Here is a 12923-nt window from a genome sequence, read left to right on the forward strand (position 1 = left end):
GCGATGCTCGGCGTCTGGCGTCTCCTTGCCGACACCGGACCTGACCGTTGGATCACCACCGTCGACCGCGCCATCGACGAGTACACCGCCCGCCACGCCTACCAGACCAACCGGGCAGCTTCGATCGCCCGGGCAGCGGACACGGGAACCGAACTCATCGATCCGACCGAAGTCTTCGGACCCGACTCCCCCGGCCATAGACTCGATAGCTCCGCCGACATCGAGGCCGCGCGAAGCAGGGGCGTGCTGGTCGCCGCCGTCAACGGCGACGGCGACCTGGAGTACTACACCACTGCCCTGCCCTCGCACCCCGGTCCCGGCCCTCAGAGCCGAGAGGCCCCCACTGGAACGCCGCCCCAACTGACTGCCACGCGTGCCCGCGAACAGGCCGCGATCATCATGGCCTCCGCCCCGCCCCGGCTCGACGAGGCCGCCGCCGACATCGTCGATGCGTACGTCGACAGCGCCGACGCCGAGTCGCGGCACCTGGCCCGCCGCTGGCTGCTCGCCCTCCACATCGGACCTGCCGCAGATCTCCCCGCACAAGCCTGGTGGCAGCGGGTTCGCGGTGGCCGGTGGGCGCTCAGGGTCCACGCCGCCCATGCCCTCGCGCTCGCCCGCAGTGAGCTCGCCGTCAGGGCTCACGATGCTTGGGACGACGACGATCGATCCTGGCTGCGCCGCTTGATCGACCAGGCCGGCTACATCCCCACCGCTTGGGAACGTGACCGTCTTCGCGACACGACCGATCTCGGGCAGTTCGCCGCTGCGGGTGCGCCGGGCGGCATCGGCCGCTGAGATGTCTACTTGCGGTTCAGAGCGCGCCGGCGCGCCCGGCTGACGCGTGCGGCCTGCTCGAGCCGATCAGCCGGCGTGTCCAGTACGAGGGCCAATCTCTCGCGGGAGTGAGGACCCGGGATGCGCTCATCGCGTTCCCAGCGGGAAACCTGGATCCGATCGGCGCTGTCCAAGCCCACCCTGACCAGCCGAGCGGCCAGCATGTCCTGACTCCATCCACGCCGCCGACGGGCGATGCGGATCAGCATGCCGATCCCCTCTGGACCGGGATGTTCGAGGATGCCTTGGTGCGAATCGATAGACATGCCGTAACCACCCAGAGCAATTACAGAACGGTGGGAGCGCTCCCAGAGCTACAAGGAGCGCGAATATGCAGAACTGACCACAGGCCGAATGTCTTGCGTTGATGGCGGCCGCCGGGCGGCACTGCCAGTCCTGAGCATGCTGGGCACGAGCCTGTAGCGAGATCCCTGTAGCGAGATCGCGACCAGTCCATGGTCGGTCGGCGGGCGCAAGAACTCAAACGACGGCGTCCTACCTAGCCCTCGGCGACCACGAGACCGTCGACGAGAGTATGACCGTCCTGAGGAGGCACTCGTGGGCGCCTGGAGACCGGATCCACGTCTCACAGTCTCCCGGGGCGAAGGCGCCAGATGCGAGTGGAACGGCACCACCACAAAGTGATCTTGCCGGTCATTCTTCAGAACGGAGAAACGCCATGACACAGTCCACCTCCGCCACGCACACCCGGGCGCCCCACCAATGGCTCGCCCTGACGATCGGCGTGGTCTACCTCCTGGTCGGAATCGCAGGATTCTTCGTCACCGGGTTCACCGGGTTCGCCGAGCACGACCACGACCAGACGCTGCTCGGATTCGCTGTCAACCCGCTGCACAACATCGTGCATCTCCTGATCGGGCTCCTCGGTGTGACCATGTGGTCCACGCCAGACCGGGCCCGGACGTTCGGCTGGCTGCTGGTCATCGGGTACGGCGCGGCGTTCGTCTACGGCTTGATCGCGGTGAACAACCCCGACATCAATTTCCTCAACATCAACGCGGCGGACAACTGGCTGCACATCTTGAGCGTCGTGGCCGGCCTGGCCATCGCGCTGTGGCCCCGTCGCCAGGCCGGCACCACTTCTCCCGGACCGCGGACGCCCTGATCCGCACTCTGGGTGCGGGCGACCGGCACGCGCCCTACTGTCGTAGTGCGGCGGCGTGATCTTGACCATCACGCCGCCGCACCACTCGTCCCGGCAACATGCGCAGGCGCAGACGGCCTGCGACCCGCACGCTAGTCATGGGTCCACTGCTCGGTCTGGGTCAGCCGGAACAGGTACACCAGGGGCGGGATCACGATGATCCCGGCGAGCGCCGCGACCAGCAGGAGCGCCCGCAGGGTGGCGGGGGCTCCCGCTGCATCGGTGATGGTCATCTGGTCGACGAGCAGCCACGGGTACTGGGCGGCGCCCCAGCCGACGACGACCGAGGCGACTGCTATGACGGCGCTGACGCGCGCGGCGCCCGCCCGATGCCGGAAGAGCAGCACCAGGGCCACGATCCCACCGAGGATCGACGTGACGATCAACGGCGCTGCCCGCCCGGTCAGGCCTTGCGCCAGCGTCGGTGCGTCCCGGGTGATGGGCAGGAGCGAGCCGAGCACCAAGGCACCCGTGACCGTCCCGACGAGCAGGGTGCGGCGACGCAGCTGGGCGGCGAGCGCTTCGTGACCCGCCCGGCTCGCGTCGGCGGTGAGGAACGTGCCGGCCAGGAACGTGCAGCAGGCGACCGTGATCGCACCGGTCAGGAGCGAGGTCGGGTTCAGCCAGGACGACCAGCGGTCGCCCTGGCCGTCCGCCGGCACCCGGCCCGAGGCGATCGCGCCGGCGACGGTGCCGAGGAAGAACGGCGCGATGAGCGACGAGCCGGCGAACAGGGCGCCGTAGAGCCGAGCCTGCGAGAGCGTCGGGGAGTACTTGCGGAAGGCGAAGCCGGCGCCGCGCAGCACGATGCCGAGCAGCGCGAACAGCAAGGGCAGTATCAGGGTGGACATCGCGGCGGCGAAGGCGGTCGGGAAGCCGGTCCACCAGGTCACGAGGACGTAGATCAGCCAGACGTGGTTGGCCTCCCACACCGGGCCGATGCTGTGGTCGATCTCCGTGCGCAGCTCTGCGCCGCGGGCAGCGCCTCCCGCAGTGATGTCGTAGAGGCCGGAGCCGAAGTCCGCGCCGCCGAACACCGCGTAGGCCACCAGGCCTACGAACATGGCCATGGCCACCGCGAGCTCGACGGTCACGGCGTGTCCCGTCCGGAGCTCTCGTCGTGGAGCCTGGCCTGCGGCCCGTACGGGCTCGGCAGATCCTGCTGGCCCTGCCGCCAGCGGCGGGCCATCGACCGCAGCACGAGCACTGCGCCGACGGTCAGGCCGGTGTAGACCACCACGGTGGTGGCCAGCAGCCACCACAGGGCCGGGTAGTCCCCGGCTGCCTCGGAGGTGCGCATGACGTCGTAGACCACCCACGGCTGGCGCCCCACCTCGGTCGCGATCCAGCCCGCCTCGACGGCGATCACGGCCAGCGGCCCCGACACCGCGCAGAACCTCAGGAACCACGTGTGATGGAGCAGGTCCCGCCCGCGCCACCAGCGAAGTGCCCAGAAGACGACGACGACCAGGGCGAGCAGCGTGCCGATCCCGATCATCGTCTGGAACGCCCAGTGAGTGATGTTGACCGGCGGCTGGTCCCGCAGCGGGATGGTGTCCAGCCCGCGGACCGGTGCAGTCAGGGAGTTCTGCGCGATGAGCGACCCGAGCACCGGGATGTCGAGCGCCCAGCGCACCTCGCCGTCGACCAGCACGCCACCGATCCGCAGCGGTGACGGGCTCTCCGTGGTCGTGGCGAGCTCGAACGCGGCGAGCTTGGCGGGCTGCCGGTCGCCGAGGCCGCCGCCGAGCAGATGTCCGACCACCGGCTGGAGCACTGCCGCGACGCTGGCGAAGCTGAAGGGCACGAGGAAGCCGAGCCGGTGGTGCCCGTCGCGTCGCCCGCGCAGCATGCCGACGGCGTAGACGCCCGCGATGCTGAAGCCGACGAGCATGTAGGCCGCGAGCCACATGTGGGCGAACTGCAGCCCGGCGATGGGATTGAACATCGCCGCCCAGGGGTCGACGTCGGTGACCTGGCCGTCGACGATACGGAAGCCGGCGGGGGTGTTCATCCACGCGTTCACGGAGATGACGCAGAACGTGCCGACCACGCCGGCGACCGCCATGGGGACCACCATGAGCAGGTGACGACGCGGCGGCATGCGCCCCCAGCCGTAGAGGTAGATGCCCAGGAAGATCGCCTCGACGAAGAATGACAACCCCTCGAGGGCGAACGGCAGGCCGAGCACGTCGCCGAAGGTGCCCATCAGGCCGGGCCACAGCAAACCCATCTCGAAGCTCAGCACCGTGCCCGACACCGCGCCGATCGCGAACAGGACGGCCGAGACCTTGGCCCACCGCTCCGCGAGGACGAGCGCGGTCGCGTCGTCGCGCACCACACCCCGCCAGTGGGCCACGAAGATCATCGCCGGGAAGGCCACACCGAACGACGCCAGGATGATGTGCCACCCCAGCGTGAACGCCATCTGCTGGCGCGCAGGGAGCAGGCCCGCCGGGTCGCCGGCCGCCACCAGGGACAGGGCGTCGTGCACTAGCACCTGGTGAGCCCCCGGTCGTGCGCCGACAGCGGGCCGTAGCCGTCGCCCTGCCGGTGGGAACTTCTCCTGGTCACACTGCACCTCCCACATCTCCACGGGGATGCCCGCTGCGAGCAGCCCGGTACGCGGGTGCCCGCAGGGCGGCCGTCCAGGGGTAGGTGCCCAGAGCGCCCGGCACGTTCTGGACCGGATCGAGTCGTGGCGCGTCCGTCATGGTGGTCGCACCGCAGCGGAGTGTGCCGAGCCGGTGCCACCTCCCACCCGGGTGCGCGGACAGCAGCCTGAGCTCTGCGCCGACGAGAGCAGAGGGTCCGGTGCCGGTGCCGCTGCGGGCGCGTGGCGAGGGCTCGGTGGGAGCCGCGGCGAGCAGGACGGGGCGGCCGTCGGTGTCGCGGAACGGCATGAGCGTGCCGAACCCACCTGCGAGCGGGCGGAGGCGCGGTGCCAGCAGGAAGCGGGTGGCCCGGCCCAGGCCGGTCGCCGACAGCAGCAGGTCCTGCGAGCGGTCGCCTGCCGTCCAGTGCACCGCTAGGCCGAAGACGTCGGGCAGCGAAGTAGGCAGACCCGCGGCACGCGAGACACGCACGACCACCGGGTGGACCACGGGTGCGCCGAGCGCGGCGCCGCCCGGCGCGTCATGGGACTCGAGACGCAGTGTCCCGGCAAGCACGACACCGGTCGGGTGAAGCGGCCGGGGCCGCCACCTGCGCGCGACGGCAACCAAGGCGCCGAGCGCGAGGCCCACCACCCGCGCCATGCGGACCCCGGACCTCATGTCCGTGCCCGCCGCACCATGGCCCGGACGCGCCGGTAGACGACGACGCCCGCAAGCACCCACGGGCCCACGACGATGACGGGGTCGAGAATCTGGTGGCGCACGTCGACCCGTCCTGCCCGGGACCGGACCGGGTGGTACGACGGCTCGGCGAGCACGCCGGTCTCCGTCAGCGGGTTGTCCGGGCGGCGGGTGAAGAGGGACGCGAGGTGGCTCTCGACGGCGTCCACCCGGTCGGCCGCGATGAGCAGTAGCCAGTGCGCTGCGCGCGCCTCGCTGAACCGCTCGTACGCGTACCTCCGGACAACACCCGACAGACCTTTGAGCGGTACCGACGTGCCGAAGACCGGCGTCAGTCGTGCGTGCTCGATCGAGCGCTCCCTGGGCTGGTGCTCCTCCTGCTGCTCCGGCAGGTCCCAGTGCGCGCCGGTCTTCAGCCCGCGCACCTCGCGCGGGGAGGAGGGCCGGTCGGCAGGGTCGAGGTCTGCACCCCAGCCGGGTATGCGGGCGCGCAGCTGTTCCGGTGTCTCGGGCAGGGGCGGTTTGTCGGCGGTGTACGGCACGGTGGCCTCCTCTCAGGCTGCGCCGGGCACGACGAGCGGCTTGATGCACCCGTCGAGCTTGGCGGAGAAGATGTGGTACCCCTCGGCGATGTGCTCCAGGGGGATCCGGTGGGTCACGATGTCACTCGGTGTGAGGTAGCCGTTGCGCATGTGCTCGAACAGCCGAGGCCACTGCCGTTTCACGGGCGCCTGGTTCATGCGCAGGGTGAGGCCCTTGTTCATGGCGTCGCCGAACTTCACCGCGCTGAAGATCGGCCCGTACGCGCCCATCACCGAGACCGTGCCGCCCTTGCGCACGGAATCGATCGCCCAGTTCAGCGCGACCGGCGATCCGCCTTGCAGCTTGAGCTTCGCGCTCGTCACATGCTGCAGCAGGTGCCCGTCCGCCTCTGCGCCGACAGCGTCGATCACCCGGTCGGCGCCGAGCCATCCGGTGGTGCGCTTCATCTCCACGACGATGTCCTTGTGCTGCGTGAAGTTCACCGTCTCGGCATAGGCGAACGAGCGGGCCATTTCCAGCCGGTCCTCGATGTGGTCGACGACGATGACCCTGCCGGCGCCCATCAGCCAGGCCGACCGGGCGGCGAACAGCCCGACCGGGCCGGCGCCGAACACGACGACGACGTCGCCCTCGGCGATGTCGGCGAGCTGGGCACCGAAGTAGCCGGTGGCCAGCGCGTCCGTGCACAGGACCGCATCCTCCTCGTCCATCCAGTCGGGCACGATCGTGGGGCCGACGTCGGCGAAGGGAACCCGGACGTACTCGGCCTGTGCCCCGTCGTAGCCGCCGGTGGTGTGCGAGTAGCCGTAGATGCCGCCCACCGCCGTGGCGTTCGGGTTCACGTTGTGGCAGTTGGAGTACAGGCCTCGCGCGCAGAAGTAGCACGTCCCGCAGTAGATGTTGAAGGGCACCATCACGCGGTCCCCGACGGAGAGGTTGCGCACCGACGGTCCGACCTCATGCACCACGCCGACGAACTCGTGCCCGAACGTCGACCCCACCCGGGTGTCCGGCATGAGGCCGTGGTAGAGGTGCAGGTCCGACCCGCAGATCGCCGCCGTCGTAACCCGCACGATCGCGTCGTTCGGGTGCTCGATCAGCGGCAGGTCTTTCTCCTCGACGCGGATCTTGTACGGTCCGCGATACACCATCGCTCTCATTGCGGCCCCCGCGGTACCGAGATCCCGGTCGTGAGGCGTGCCGGCGCGTCCAGTCCGGCGTCGTCGTCGACCCCGACGCCCAGCCTGCCGACCAGCTCGCCGCCCAGCCACCCGGTGCCTGCCGCGATGACCAGCGCGACCAGGGCCAGCACGAAGGACGTAGGGCGAGGCATGTAGTCCGGGCTCCCGGCACGGAGCAGCGAGCTCCCGGTGAACAGCAGGAGCATGACGAGGTTTCCGCTACCGTGCAGGAGCGCGACCCGCTTGGCCCGTGTGCCGCGCGGTATCGCGAGATAGTCGATCAGGCCGAAGGCCGACGCGACCAAGCCTGTCACGACCGCCACAACGATCATCAGGTACGACGCGTACGCCAGGCGACCGTCATGGGTCACGAGACCGATCGTGTCGAACGCGACCGCCGTCGCGAGCAACCCGAGGGGTAGGACGACCAGCTGCTGGTGCATCGCATGCCCCGCAGCCTTTGCTCTGCTCTCCATCTGTGACCTCTTCCTCTGAGCTCTCCGGCAGGGATGCCCCCGGAGCGTCATGTCCGCCGTGTCAAGGACCACCGGACGGGTCAGTGCGCACCCACCGCACGCGCCCGCTCGACCGCGGCTGCCACCCCACCGGACCATGGCTCGCCGTGACCGGGCAGCAGCACCGTCGAACCGGAATCGCAAGGGACCAGCCGTTCCAGCGAAGCCAGTGCCTGCGCGCTGTCGGCCGTCGCGGCCCCGGCGATGATCTGCGGTCCCCGCCGCCCTGTGTACGGGTCGAGGGTGACCAACGCGTCCCCGGTGATCAGCACGTCCCGTTCAGCCAGGTGGAGCGCGCAGTGGCCGAAGGTATGGCCAGGCGTGAAGACCACCTGCGGCCTGCCCGGCACGAGAAGCTCAACGCCCGGCCGCAGCGGTCGCAGTCCTTCGACACCGCGCACACTCAGCGCCCCAGCGGCCGTCATCGAAGCAAGGCCCCGCAGCGAGCGGGGGTACCGCAGGGGGTAGATCGCCCGGGCGTTCTCGTGCGCGTACCGGTACGGGTCGGCCGCGATCGTGAAGTCCTCCTCGTGGAGCCAGATCGGCACCCCTAGTCGCGACCGCACCATGGCGGCCGAGCCGGTGTGGTCGAAGTGGGCGTGCGTCAGCACCGCCGCGGCAACGTCCGACGGCCTGTGCCCGAGCCGGCGCAAGGCCTCGCCCAGCACCCGCCAGGTGGCCGGCAGACCCGTGTCCACCACGAGCAGCCGCCCCTCCTGCTCCACGACGTAGACGTTGACGTAGGCATGCTCGAGACGATGCACGCCGTCGGCGACCTCGCGCAGCATCATGCGTCTTCCCTTCGGACGGCAGGCCGATCAGGGCCTCTCGCGGAACTCCGGCGGGAGCGGCCATCCGACAGTGTTCGCCGGTCGCACGGCCGCTCACCTGTCGCTCCTGACGCGTTACTCCTTGTGGAGTGCGTCCTGGGCGACGCCCATGGCCTTTTCCACCGGTTCGGGCATGCCGGTGGTGCCGTGGAAGCGCACGTCGGGCTTGGTGGGCGGTGGTGCGGGCACGCCGGCGGGCGGCTCGGCCAGATACTCGAACTCGCCCTTCCCGTCCGGCGTCGGCCCGCTCGCCCAGCTGCCCTCGCTCGCGGCCTGGCCGTCGGAGAAGTTGATGTACTGGTAGGAGGCCTCGCGGTGCTCCTTGCTGAGAGGGAACGTGCTCGGCACCGGCAAGTCCTCGATGCCCTCCTCGCGCAGCTCCTGGGCCGCGGCGATCCACTGGTTCTGGTGCATCGTGTCGCGCGCCAGGAGGAACGCGAGCAGGTCGCGCACGCCTGCGTCGTCGGTCATGTGATAGAGCCGGGAAACCTGGAGCCGGCCCTGCATCTCGGCGTTCGCGTTGGCGGTGAAGTCGGCCAGCATGTTGCCGCTGGCTGTGACGTAGCCGGCGGTCCAGGGATTGCCGTTGGAGTCCACGGGGCGCGCGCCGGCACCCGCGACGATCGCGTGCTGCGGGTCGGTGCCGCCGATGATCGCCGCGACCGTCGGGTCGTTCTGCATGGCTCCCTCCGTGACACCGAGCGGTGCCTTCTCGAGCAGCTGGGCGATCATCGTCGCGAGCATCTCGACGTGGCCCATCTCCTCGGCGCCGATGCCGTAGAGCAGGTCGCGGTACTTGCCTGGCATATGGGCGTTCCAGGATTGGAAGCCGTACTGCATGGCCACGGTGATCTCGCCGTACTGGCCGCCGAGCACCTCTTGCAGCTTGTGGGCGTAGACCGCGTCCGGCTTGTCCGGTGTGGCTTTGTGCTGCAGTTCCTGACGATGGAAGAACATGGGCCTGCTCCCTCGAAGTCGTCGTGCTCATGGAGTGCTGCGTTTGTCCCGCTACCCTTGCGAACGGCTCCTCCACTGTCATAACCGGTCCGATCACTCGCACGTCGAGATCAGGCGCGTGGTAGCGGCGGGACGAACGGCTGAGCTGTAGCCACATGACCGCCCACGAGACGTGCCCAACAACGGGCCTCGTGCTCGCGCATTGACGCTGGTTCGTGCCCGATCGCATGTGCTCGCAGCCGTCTGCTGCCCGGACGTCGACAGGGATGGCCGTGTCGGTGAGGCACCGGCGCCGCTCAGCCCACCGCTCCTCGTCGGACATCAAGATCGTGGGCTCTCGAGCCTCGGGGTAGCTAACCGTCAGATGAGGCGCGAGCCGTCGCCGCGTCGCCCAGCGCAGGAAGTCGCCGGTCGCCGTCCGCTGATCATGCGTCACCCCGTCGAGCCAGAGGTCGAGAGTGGTCTGGTCCAAGGCCTCAAGGGAACCCTGGCCATCGCGAGAGCCAACTGAGCCGTGCCGTCCTCAGACGCGTTGAGACGCGGCGTGCGAGCCGCCCGGTCCCGTGCCACGGTGCGAGAGGAGGACAGTGGTCCAGCACCGACCACGCTCACCGGACAGGAGACGACGATGACCGACCAGCCGGGATACGACCCTGCCGAGGACTCCGACGCCGACCCGGACCAGCTCAACCCGCGCACCGGCGCGGCAGCGGGCGTGGGCGACGCCCCTGCCCCGCAGACCGTCGGTGACGAGCCCGATGCGGACGCCGACCCGGACTCCCTGAACCCGAGGACGGGCGACCACGCCCATCCCGAGGACTGAGGTGGCGATGCGTTCCTCCTGGTTGACGGCTGACCCCGATGACGAGCACGGACACGTTGCCCCCGACACTTGCGGCCGAGTACAAGCCCTCCTCAAGGGCGGGGCCGGCATCAGCCAAGCTTGCGTCGGACCGCACGCCTTGCCACGGAGCGGTCAGAGACTGGCTCACGAACCAGTCGCTCTGCGCGTTCGAGATGCGGCTCGCCAGACACGGTCGCTCCCATAGACGCACCAACGGGTGATCTCTGGTGCGAACCAGGTCAGGCGGGTGCTCTGCACGGTGCCCAGAGATGAGATCGCGCTGCTCGAGTCAGACGTCGGAGGGTCCCGTCGGCAGAAGTGAGGCGTTCTGGCGCTCCAGCGCCTTCACCGCGCCTGCGCGCCAGCTCTCGGCGAGGGACTGCGAGAAGGGGTCGGGGAAGATGTCTTCCTCTCCTCGCTCCAGTGCCTCGAAGATTGCTCGGGCTACCACCCGTGGAGACTCCTTGGGGATCTCGAGGTCGCGCACCATGTCGGTGTCCACGGGTCCGGGCAGCACGGCATGAACGTCTACGCCCTGACTTGCGAGGGTGGCACGCAGGGACTGCGTCAGGGAGAACGCGGCGGCCTTCGAGATCGAGTAGGCCGGGGTCATGGGCAACGCCGCCAGTGCAGCCAGGGACAGCACGTTGACGATCGCTCCCCGCGACTCGACGAGCCGAGGCAGGAACGTCTGAGTGATGGCATAGGGGCCGAAGAGGTTGACCTCGAGATGTCGCTGCAAGGCGGCTCGATCGGCCAGGTCTTCGTAGCCGTACAGGCCCGCACTGTTGATGAGGACGTCGAGCGAAGCAACGGCCCCGGCAGCGCTTCGGATCTGCTCGGCGTCGGTGATGTCGAGCCTCAGCGCCGTTACCCGGCTGTCGAGGAAGTCGGTGGGCTGCCGTACACCGGCGTACACCGTTCGGGCTCCCCGGTCGAGGGCCTCCTCGACCAGCGCTCGTCCGATTCCTCGATTCGCACCTGTGATGAGAACTGTCTTGTCCGCGACACTCACTGCGTCCTCCTACCCGCTTGCGTTTGGCTGTCAACGGGGTAGACAACGGGGAATCGGGAGACTGGGCGCGTGTGGTGCGCCCAGTTTTTGGTCTGGCCGGTGTCACAACAACGACAGCGAAACTTTCAGACAGCGGACGAGGCCCGTAGGGAGTGGTAATCCGTGACCGCAACTGACCTGCTCGCCAGGGCGCGGGCCGGCGACGGCGACGCCTTCCGGGAACTCACCAATCCCCACCGACGGGAGCTGGAAGTGCATTGCTATCGGATGCTCGGATCCGTCCAGGACGCCGAGGATGTCCTTCAGGAGATCCTGCTCGCTGCCTGGCAGGGCCTGAACAGGTTTGAGGGCAGAGCGTCAGTTCGCACGTGGCTGTATCGGATAGCCACCAACCGGTGCCTCAATGCGCTTCGCTCAGCCGGTCGGCGGCCGATCAAGGAGTGGGACATGACCGAGATCGAACCACCCGAGCCGACGCGGCTCGGTGAGGTCACCTGGCTCGAGCCCTTTCCGGACGCCCGGCTCGGAGATGCGGTCAGCTCAATGCCTGGCCCGGAGGCACACTACGAACGCACCGAAGCCATCTCGTTGGCCTTCGTGACCGCCCTGCAGCTGCTGCCCGCTCGGCAACGCGCGGTGCTCGTCCTGCGTGAGGTCTTGGCGTTCCGCGCGGCAGAGGTCGCGGACATGCTCGACACGACGACCGACTCGGTCAACAGCGCCCTCAAACGTGCCCGTGCAGCCCTGCAGCGGCACATGTCGGCGACCGGCGAATCTGACGCGCCTCCGGCCCCCACATCGCTTGCCGAGCGGTCACTCGTTGCCAAGTTCGTCCGGGCTTACGAAACCGGCGACGTCGAAGCCCTGGTCGCTCTGCTCACCGACGACGTCCTGGTTTCCATGCCACCGATTCCGTTCGAGTACCACGGCCGCGAGTCCGTTGCCGGCTTCTACGACAGCCTGATGCGCACCGACCGCAGGTACCACCTCGTCCCGACCCGAGCCAACGGACAGCCGGCTTTCGGCGCCTACCTGTCCGATCCGACCGGTCAGGTCCGCCACGGATCCGGTCTCCTCGTCCTTACCTTCTCCGGCGACCACATCTCAGCGATCACGCGATTCGAGAACACCGCCCTGCCATGGTTCGGACTACCCCGCTCGCTGCCGGCCCGCTAGAACGCCGAGCCTCAGGACGATCACGGGTGGATCTCAGTCCGTAGCTCTCGCTGTGATATGGCTCAGCACGCACAGCCAGCGGCCGTTCCGGTTCACGAACACGTCGGTCGTCCACTCGTCCGCGTCGAAGCGCTGACCCAAGTAGTGCGCTGTGTTCGTCACCCGCCCAGTGGACACCGCGGTATCTCCGTACACCCGGATCCTCGGCTGGCCGACACTGGTCATCGCCGAGTGGGTCAGCTCCCCGGACTCGACGAGCAAGAGGAACTGCTCCTTGGCGGAGACGCCTGACTCGGAGACCATGACCCAGTCATCGGCCATGAAACTACCGATCCGGGTGGCGTCGTTGGAGACGATGGCCTCTGCCCAGTCCCTCGCGAGCGCGATGAGCCGGGTGTAGACCGGGTCATCCTCGGGACTCCTCCCGGCCGTGTCGGCGATATCGCTCATCATTCGACTATAGGTAGGCAGGAACGAGCTTGGGCGACGATCCAGGATGGGTTCCGGTGAGCGTTTGTCACCCGACGGTCGACGTCGGTCCGGGATGCTGGCGACAGCGAAGAT

At 68.9% G+C, this 12923-nt stretch carries 15 protein-coding genes; 4 read left to right on the plus strand and 11 right to left on the minus strand.

Going from position 1 to position 12923, the window contains the following annotated elements:
* The first annotated feature begins 3 nt into the window (after nucleotides 1–3).
* Complete coding sequence (locus tag EW117_RS07375) at nucleotides 4–798, plus strand: hypothetical protein (protein WP_129785224.1); 795 nt, start codon at nucleotides 4–6, stop codon at nucleotides 796–798.
* Between the two features lie 5 nt (nucleotides 799–803).
* Here the strand turns inward: EW117_RS07375 and EW117_RS07380 are convergent, their stop codons facing one another.
* Complete coding sequence (locus EW117_RS07380) at nucleotides 804–1103, minus strand: helix-turn-helix domain-containing protein (RefSeq protein WP_129785226.1); 300 nt, start codon at nucleotides 1101–1103, stop codon at nucleotides 804–806.
* Between the two features lie 413 nt (nucleotides 1104–1516).
* On the opposite strand from EW117_RS07380, the gene EW117_RS07385 reads away from it, so the two are divergent.
* The gene (locus tag EW117_RS07385) at nucleotides 1517–1963 is read left to right on the plus strand and encodes a DUF4383 domain-containing protein (protein ID WP_129785228.1); all 447 of its coding nucleotides are present in this window, start codon (nucleotides 1517–1519) and stop codon (nucleotides 1961–1963) included.
* A gap of 131 nt (nucleotides 1964–2094) precedes the next feature.
* Here the strand turns inward: EW117_RS07385 and EW117_RS07390 are convergent, their stop codons facing one another.
* The 8 genes from EW117_RS07390 to EW117_RS07425 all read right to left on the minus strand — a co-directional run bounded on the left by EW117_RS07390 (nucleotide 2095) and on the right by EW117_RS07425 (nucleotide 9324).
* Nucleotides 2095–3096 (minus strand): cytochrome d ubiquinol oxidase subunit II, encoded by a 1002-nt coding sequence (locus EW117_RS07390; RefSeq protein WP_207211782.1) that lies wholly within the window; start codon nucleotides 3094–3096, stop codon nucleotides 2095–2097.
* A complete protein-coding gene (locus EW117_RS07395; RefSeq protein ID WP_242504143.1) occupies nucleotides 3093–4502 on the minus strand; it encodes a cytochrome ubiquinol oxidase subunit I in 1410 nt (469 codons plus the stop codon). Before EW117_RS07395 ends, EW117_RS07390 begins: the two co-directional genes overlap by 4 nt.
* Before the next feature lie 70 nt (nucleotides 4503–4572).
* Nucleotides 4573–5277, minus strand: a complete 705-nt coding sequence (locus EW117_RS07400; protein WP_129785230.1) for a hypothetical protein — start codon at nucleotides 5275–5277, stop codon at nucleotides 4573–4575.
* Complete coding sequence (locus EW117_RS07405) at nucleotides 5274–5840, minus strand: hypothetical protein (protein WP_129785232.1); 567 nt, start codon at nucleotides 5838–5840, stop codon at nucleotides 5274–5276. The genes EW117_RS07400 and EW117_RS07405 overlap by 4 nt, the downstream gene beginning before the upstream one ends.
* A 12-nt stretch (nucleotides 5841–5852) precedes the next feature.
* Nucleotides 5853–7001, minus strand: a complete 1149-nt coding sequence (locus tag EW117_RS07410; protein WP_129785234.1) for a zinc-dependent alcohol dehydrogenase — start codon at nucleotides 6999–7001, stop codon at nucleotides 5853–5855.
* Entirely contained in the window at nucleotides 6998–7498 is a 501-nt protein-coding gene (locus tag EW117_RS07415) for a DUF2231 domain-containing protein (RefSeq protein WP_129785236.1), read from the minus strand. The genes EW117_RS07410 and EW117_RS07415 overlap by 4 nt, the downstream gene beginning before the upstream one ends.
* Nucleotides 7499–7578: 80 nt before the next feature.
* Nucleotides 7579–8328 carry an MBL fold metallo-hydrolase gene (locus EW117_RS07420; protein ID WP_129785237.1) on the minus strand — a complete coding sequence of 250 codons (750 nt, stop codon included), beginning with the start codon at nucleotides 8326–8328 and terminating at the stop codon, nucleotides 7579–7581.
* Nucleotides 8329–8442: 114 nt separating this feature from the next.
* Entirely contained in the window at nucleotides 8443–9324 is an 882-nt protein-coding gene (locus EW117_RS07425) for a manganese catalase (RefSeq protein WP_129785239.1), read from the minus strand.
* Between the two features lie 628 nt (nucleotides 9325–9952).
* Here EW117_RS07425 and EW117_RS07430 point away from each other — a divergent pair.
* Nucleotides 9953–10147 (plus strand): hypothetical protein, encoded by a 195-nt coding sequence (locus EW117_RS07430; protein WP_129785241.1) that lies wholly within the window; start codon nucleotides 9953–9955, stop codon nucleotides 10145–10147.
* 310 nt (nucleotides 10148–10457) lie between these two features.
* Here the strand turns inward: EW117_RS07430 and EW117_RS07435 are convergent, their stop codons facing one another.
* Nucleotides 10458–11183, minus strand: a complete 726-nt coding sequence (locus tag EW117_RS07435; protein WP_129785243.1) for an SDR family NAD(P)-dependent oxidoreductase — start codon at nucleotides 11181–11183, stop codon at nucleotides 10458–10460.
* Nucleotides 11184–11345: 162 nt separating this feature from the next.
* Between EW117_RS07435 and EW117_RS07440 the strand changes: the two genes are divergently transcribed.
* Nucleotides 11346–12359: a sigma-70 family RNA polymerase sigma factor gene (locus EW117_RS07440; RefSeq protein ID WP_129785245.1), complete on the plus strand. Its 1014-nt coding sequence runs from the start codon at nucleotides 11346–11348 to the stop codon at nucleotides 12357–12359.
* Nucleotides 12360–12392: 33 nt separating this feature from the next.
* Here EW117_RS07440 and EW117_RS07445 read toward each other — a convergent pair whose 3' ends face one another.
* Entirely contained in the window at nucleotides 12393–12809 is a 417-nt protein-coding gene (locus tag EW117_RS07445; RefSeq protein WP_207211783.1) for a nuclear transport factor 2 family protein, read from the minus strand.
* Nucleotides 12810–12923 lie beyond the last annotated feature (114 nt).

The sequence above is a fragment of the Promicromonospora panici genome (assembly GCF_900608595.1).
Classification (GTDB): domain Bacteria; phylum Actinomycetota; class Actinomycetes; order Actinomycetales; family Cellulomonadaceae; genus Promicromonospora; species Promicromonospora panici.

Coding starts and splice junctions, on each gene's coding strand:
- EW117_RS07400 (WP_129785230.1), bottom strand. CDS start 5,277: ATGAGGTCCGGGGTCCGCATGGCGCGGGTGGTGGGCCTCGCGCTCGGC.
- EW117_RS07380 (WP_129785226.1), bottom strand. CDS start 1,103: ATGTCTATCGATTCGCACCAAGGCATCCTCGAACATCCCGGTCCAGAG.
- EW117_RS07375 (WP_129785224.1), top strand. CDS start 4: ATGCTCGGCGTCTGGCGTCTCCTTGCCGACACCGGACCTGACCGTTGG.
- EW117_RS07385 (WP_129785228.1), top strand. CDS start 1,517: ATGACACAGTCCACCTCCGCCACGCACACCCGGGCGCCCCACCAATGG.
- EW117_RS07430 (WP_129785241.1), top strand. CDS start 9,953: ATGACCGACCAGCCGGGATACGACCCTGCCGAGGACTCCGACGCCGAC.
- EW117_RS07415 (WP_129785236.1), bottom strand. CDS start 7,498: ATGGAGAGCAGAGCAAAGGCTGCGGGGCATGCGATGCACCAGCAGCTG.
- EW117_RS07410 (WP_129785234.1), bottom strand. CDS start 7,001: ATGAGAGCGATGGTGTATCGCGGACCGTACAAGATCCGCGTCGAGGAG.
- EW117_RS07420 (WP_129785237.1), bottom strand. CDS start 8,328: ATGATGCTGCGCGAGGTCGCCGACGGCGTGCATCGTCTCGAGCATGCC.
- EW117_RS07445 (WP_207211783.1), bottom strand. CDS start 12,809: ATGAGCGATATCGCCGACACGGCCGGGAGGAGTCCCGAGGATGACCCG.
- EW117_RS07425 (WP_129785239.1), bottom strand. CDS start 9,324: ATGTTCTTCCATCGTCAGGAACTGCAGCACAAAGCCACACCGGACAAG.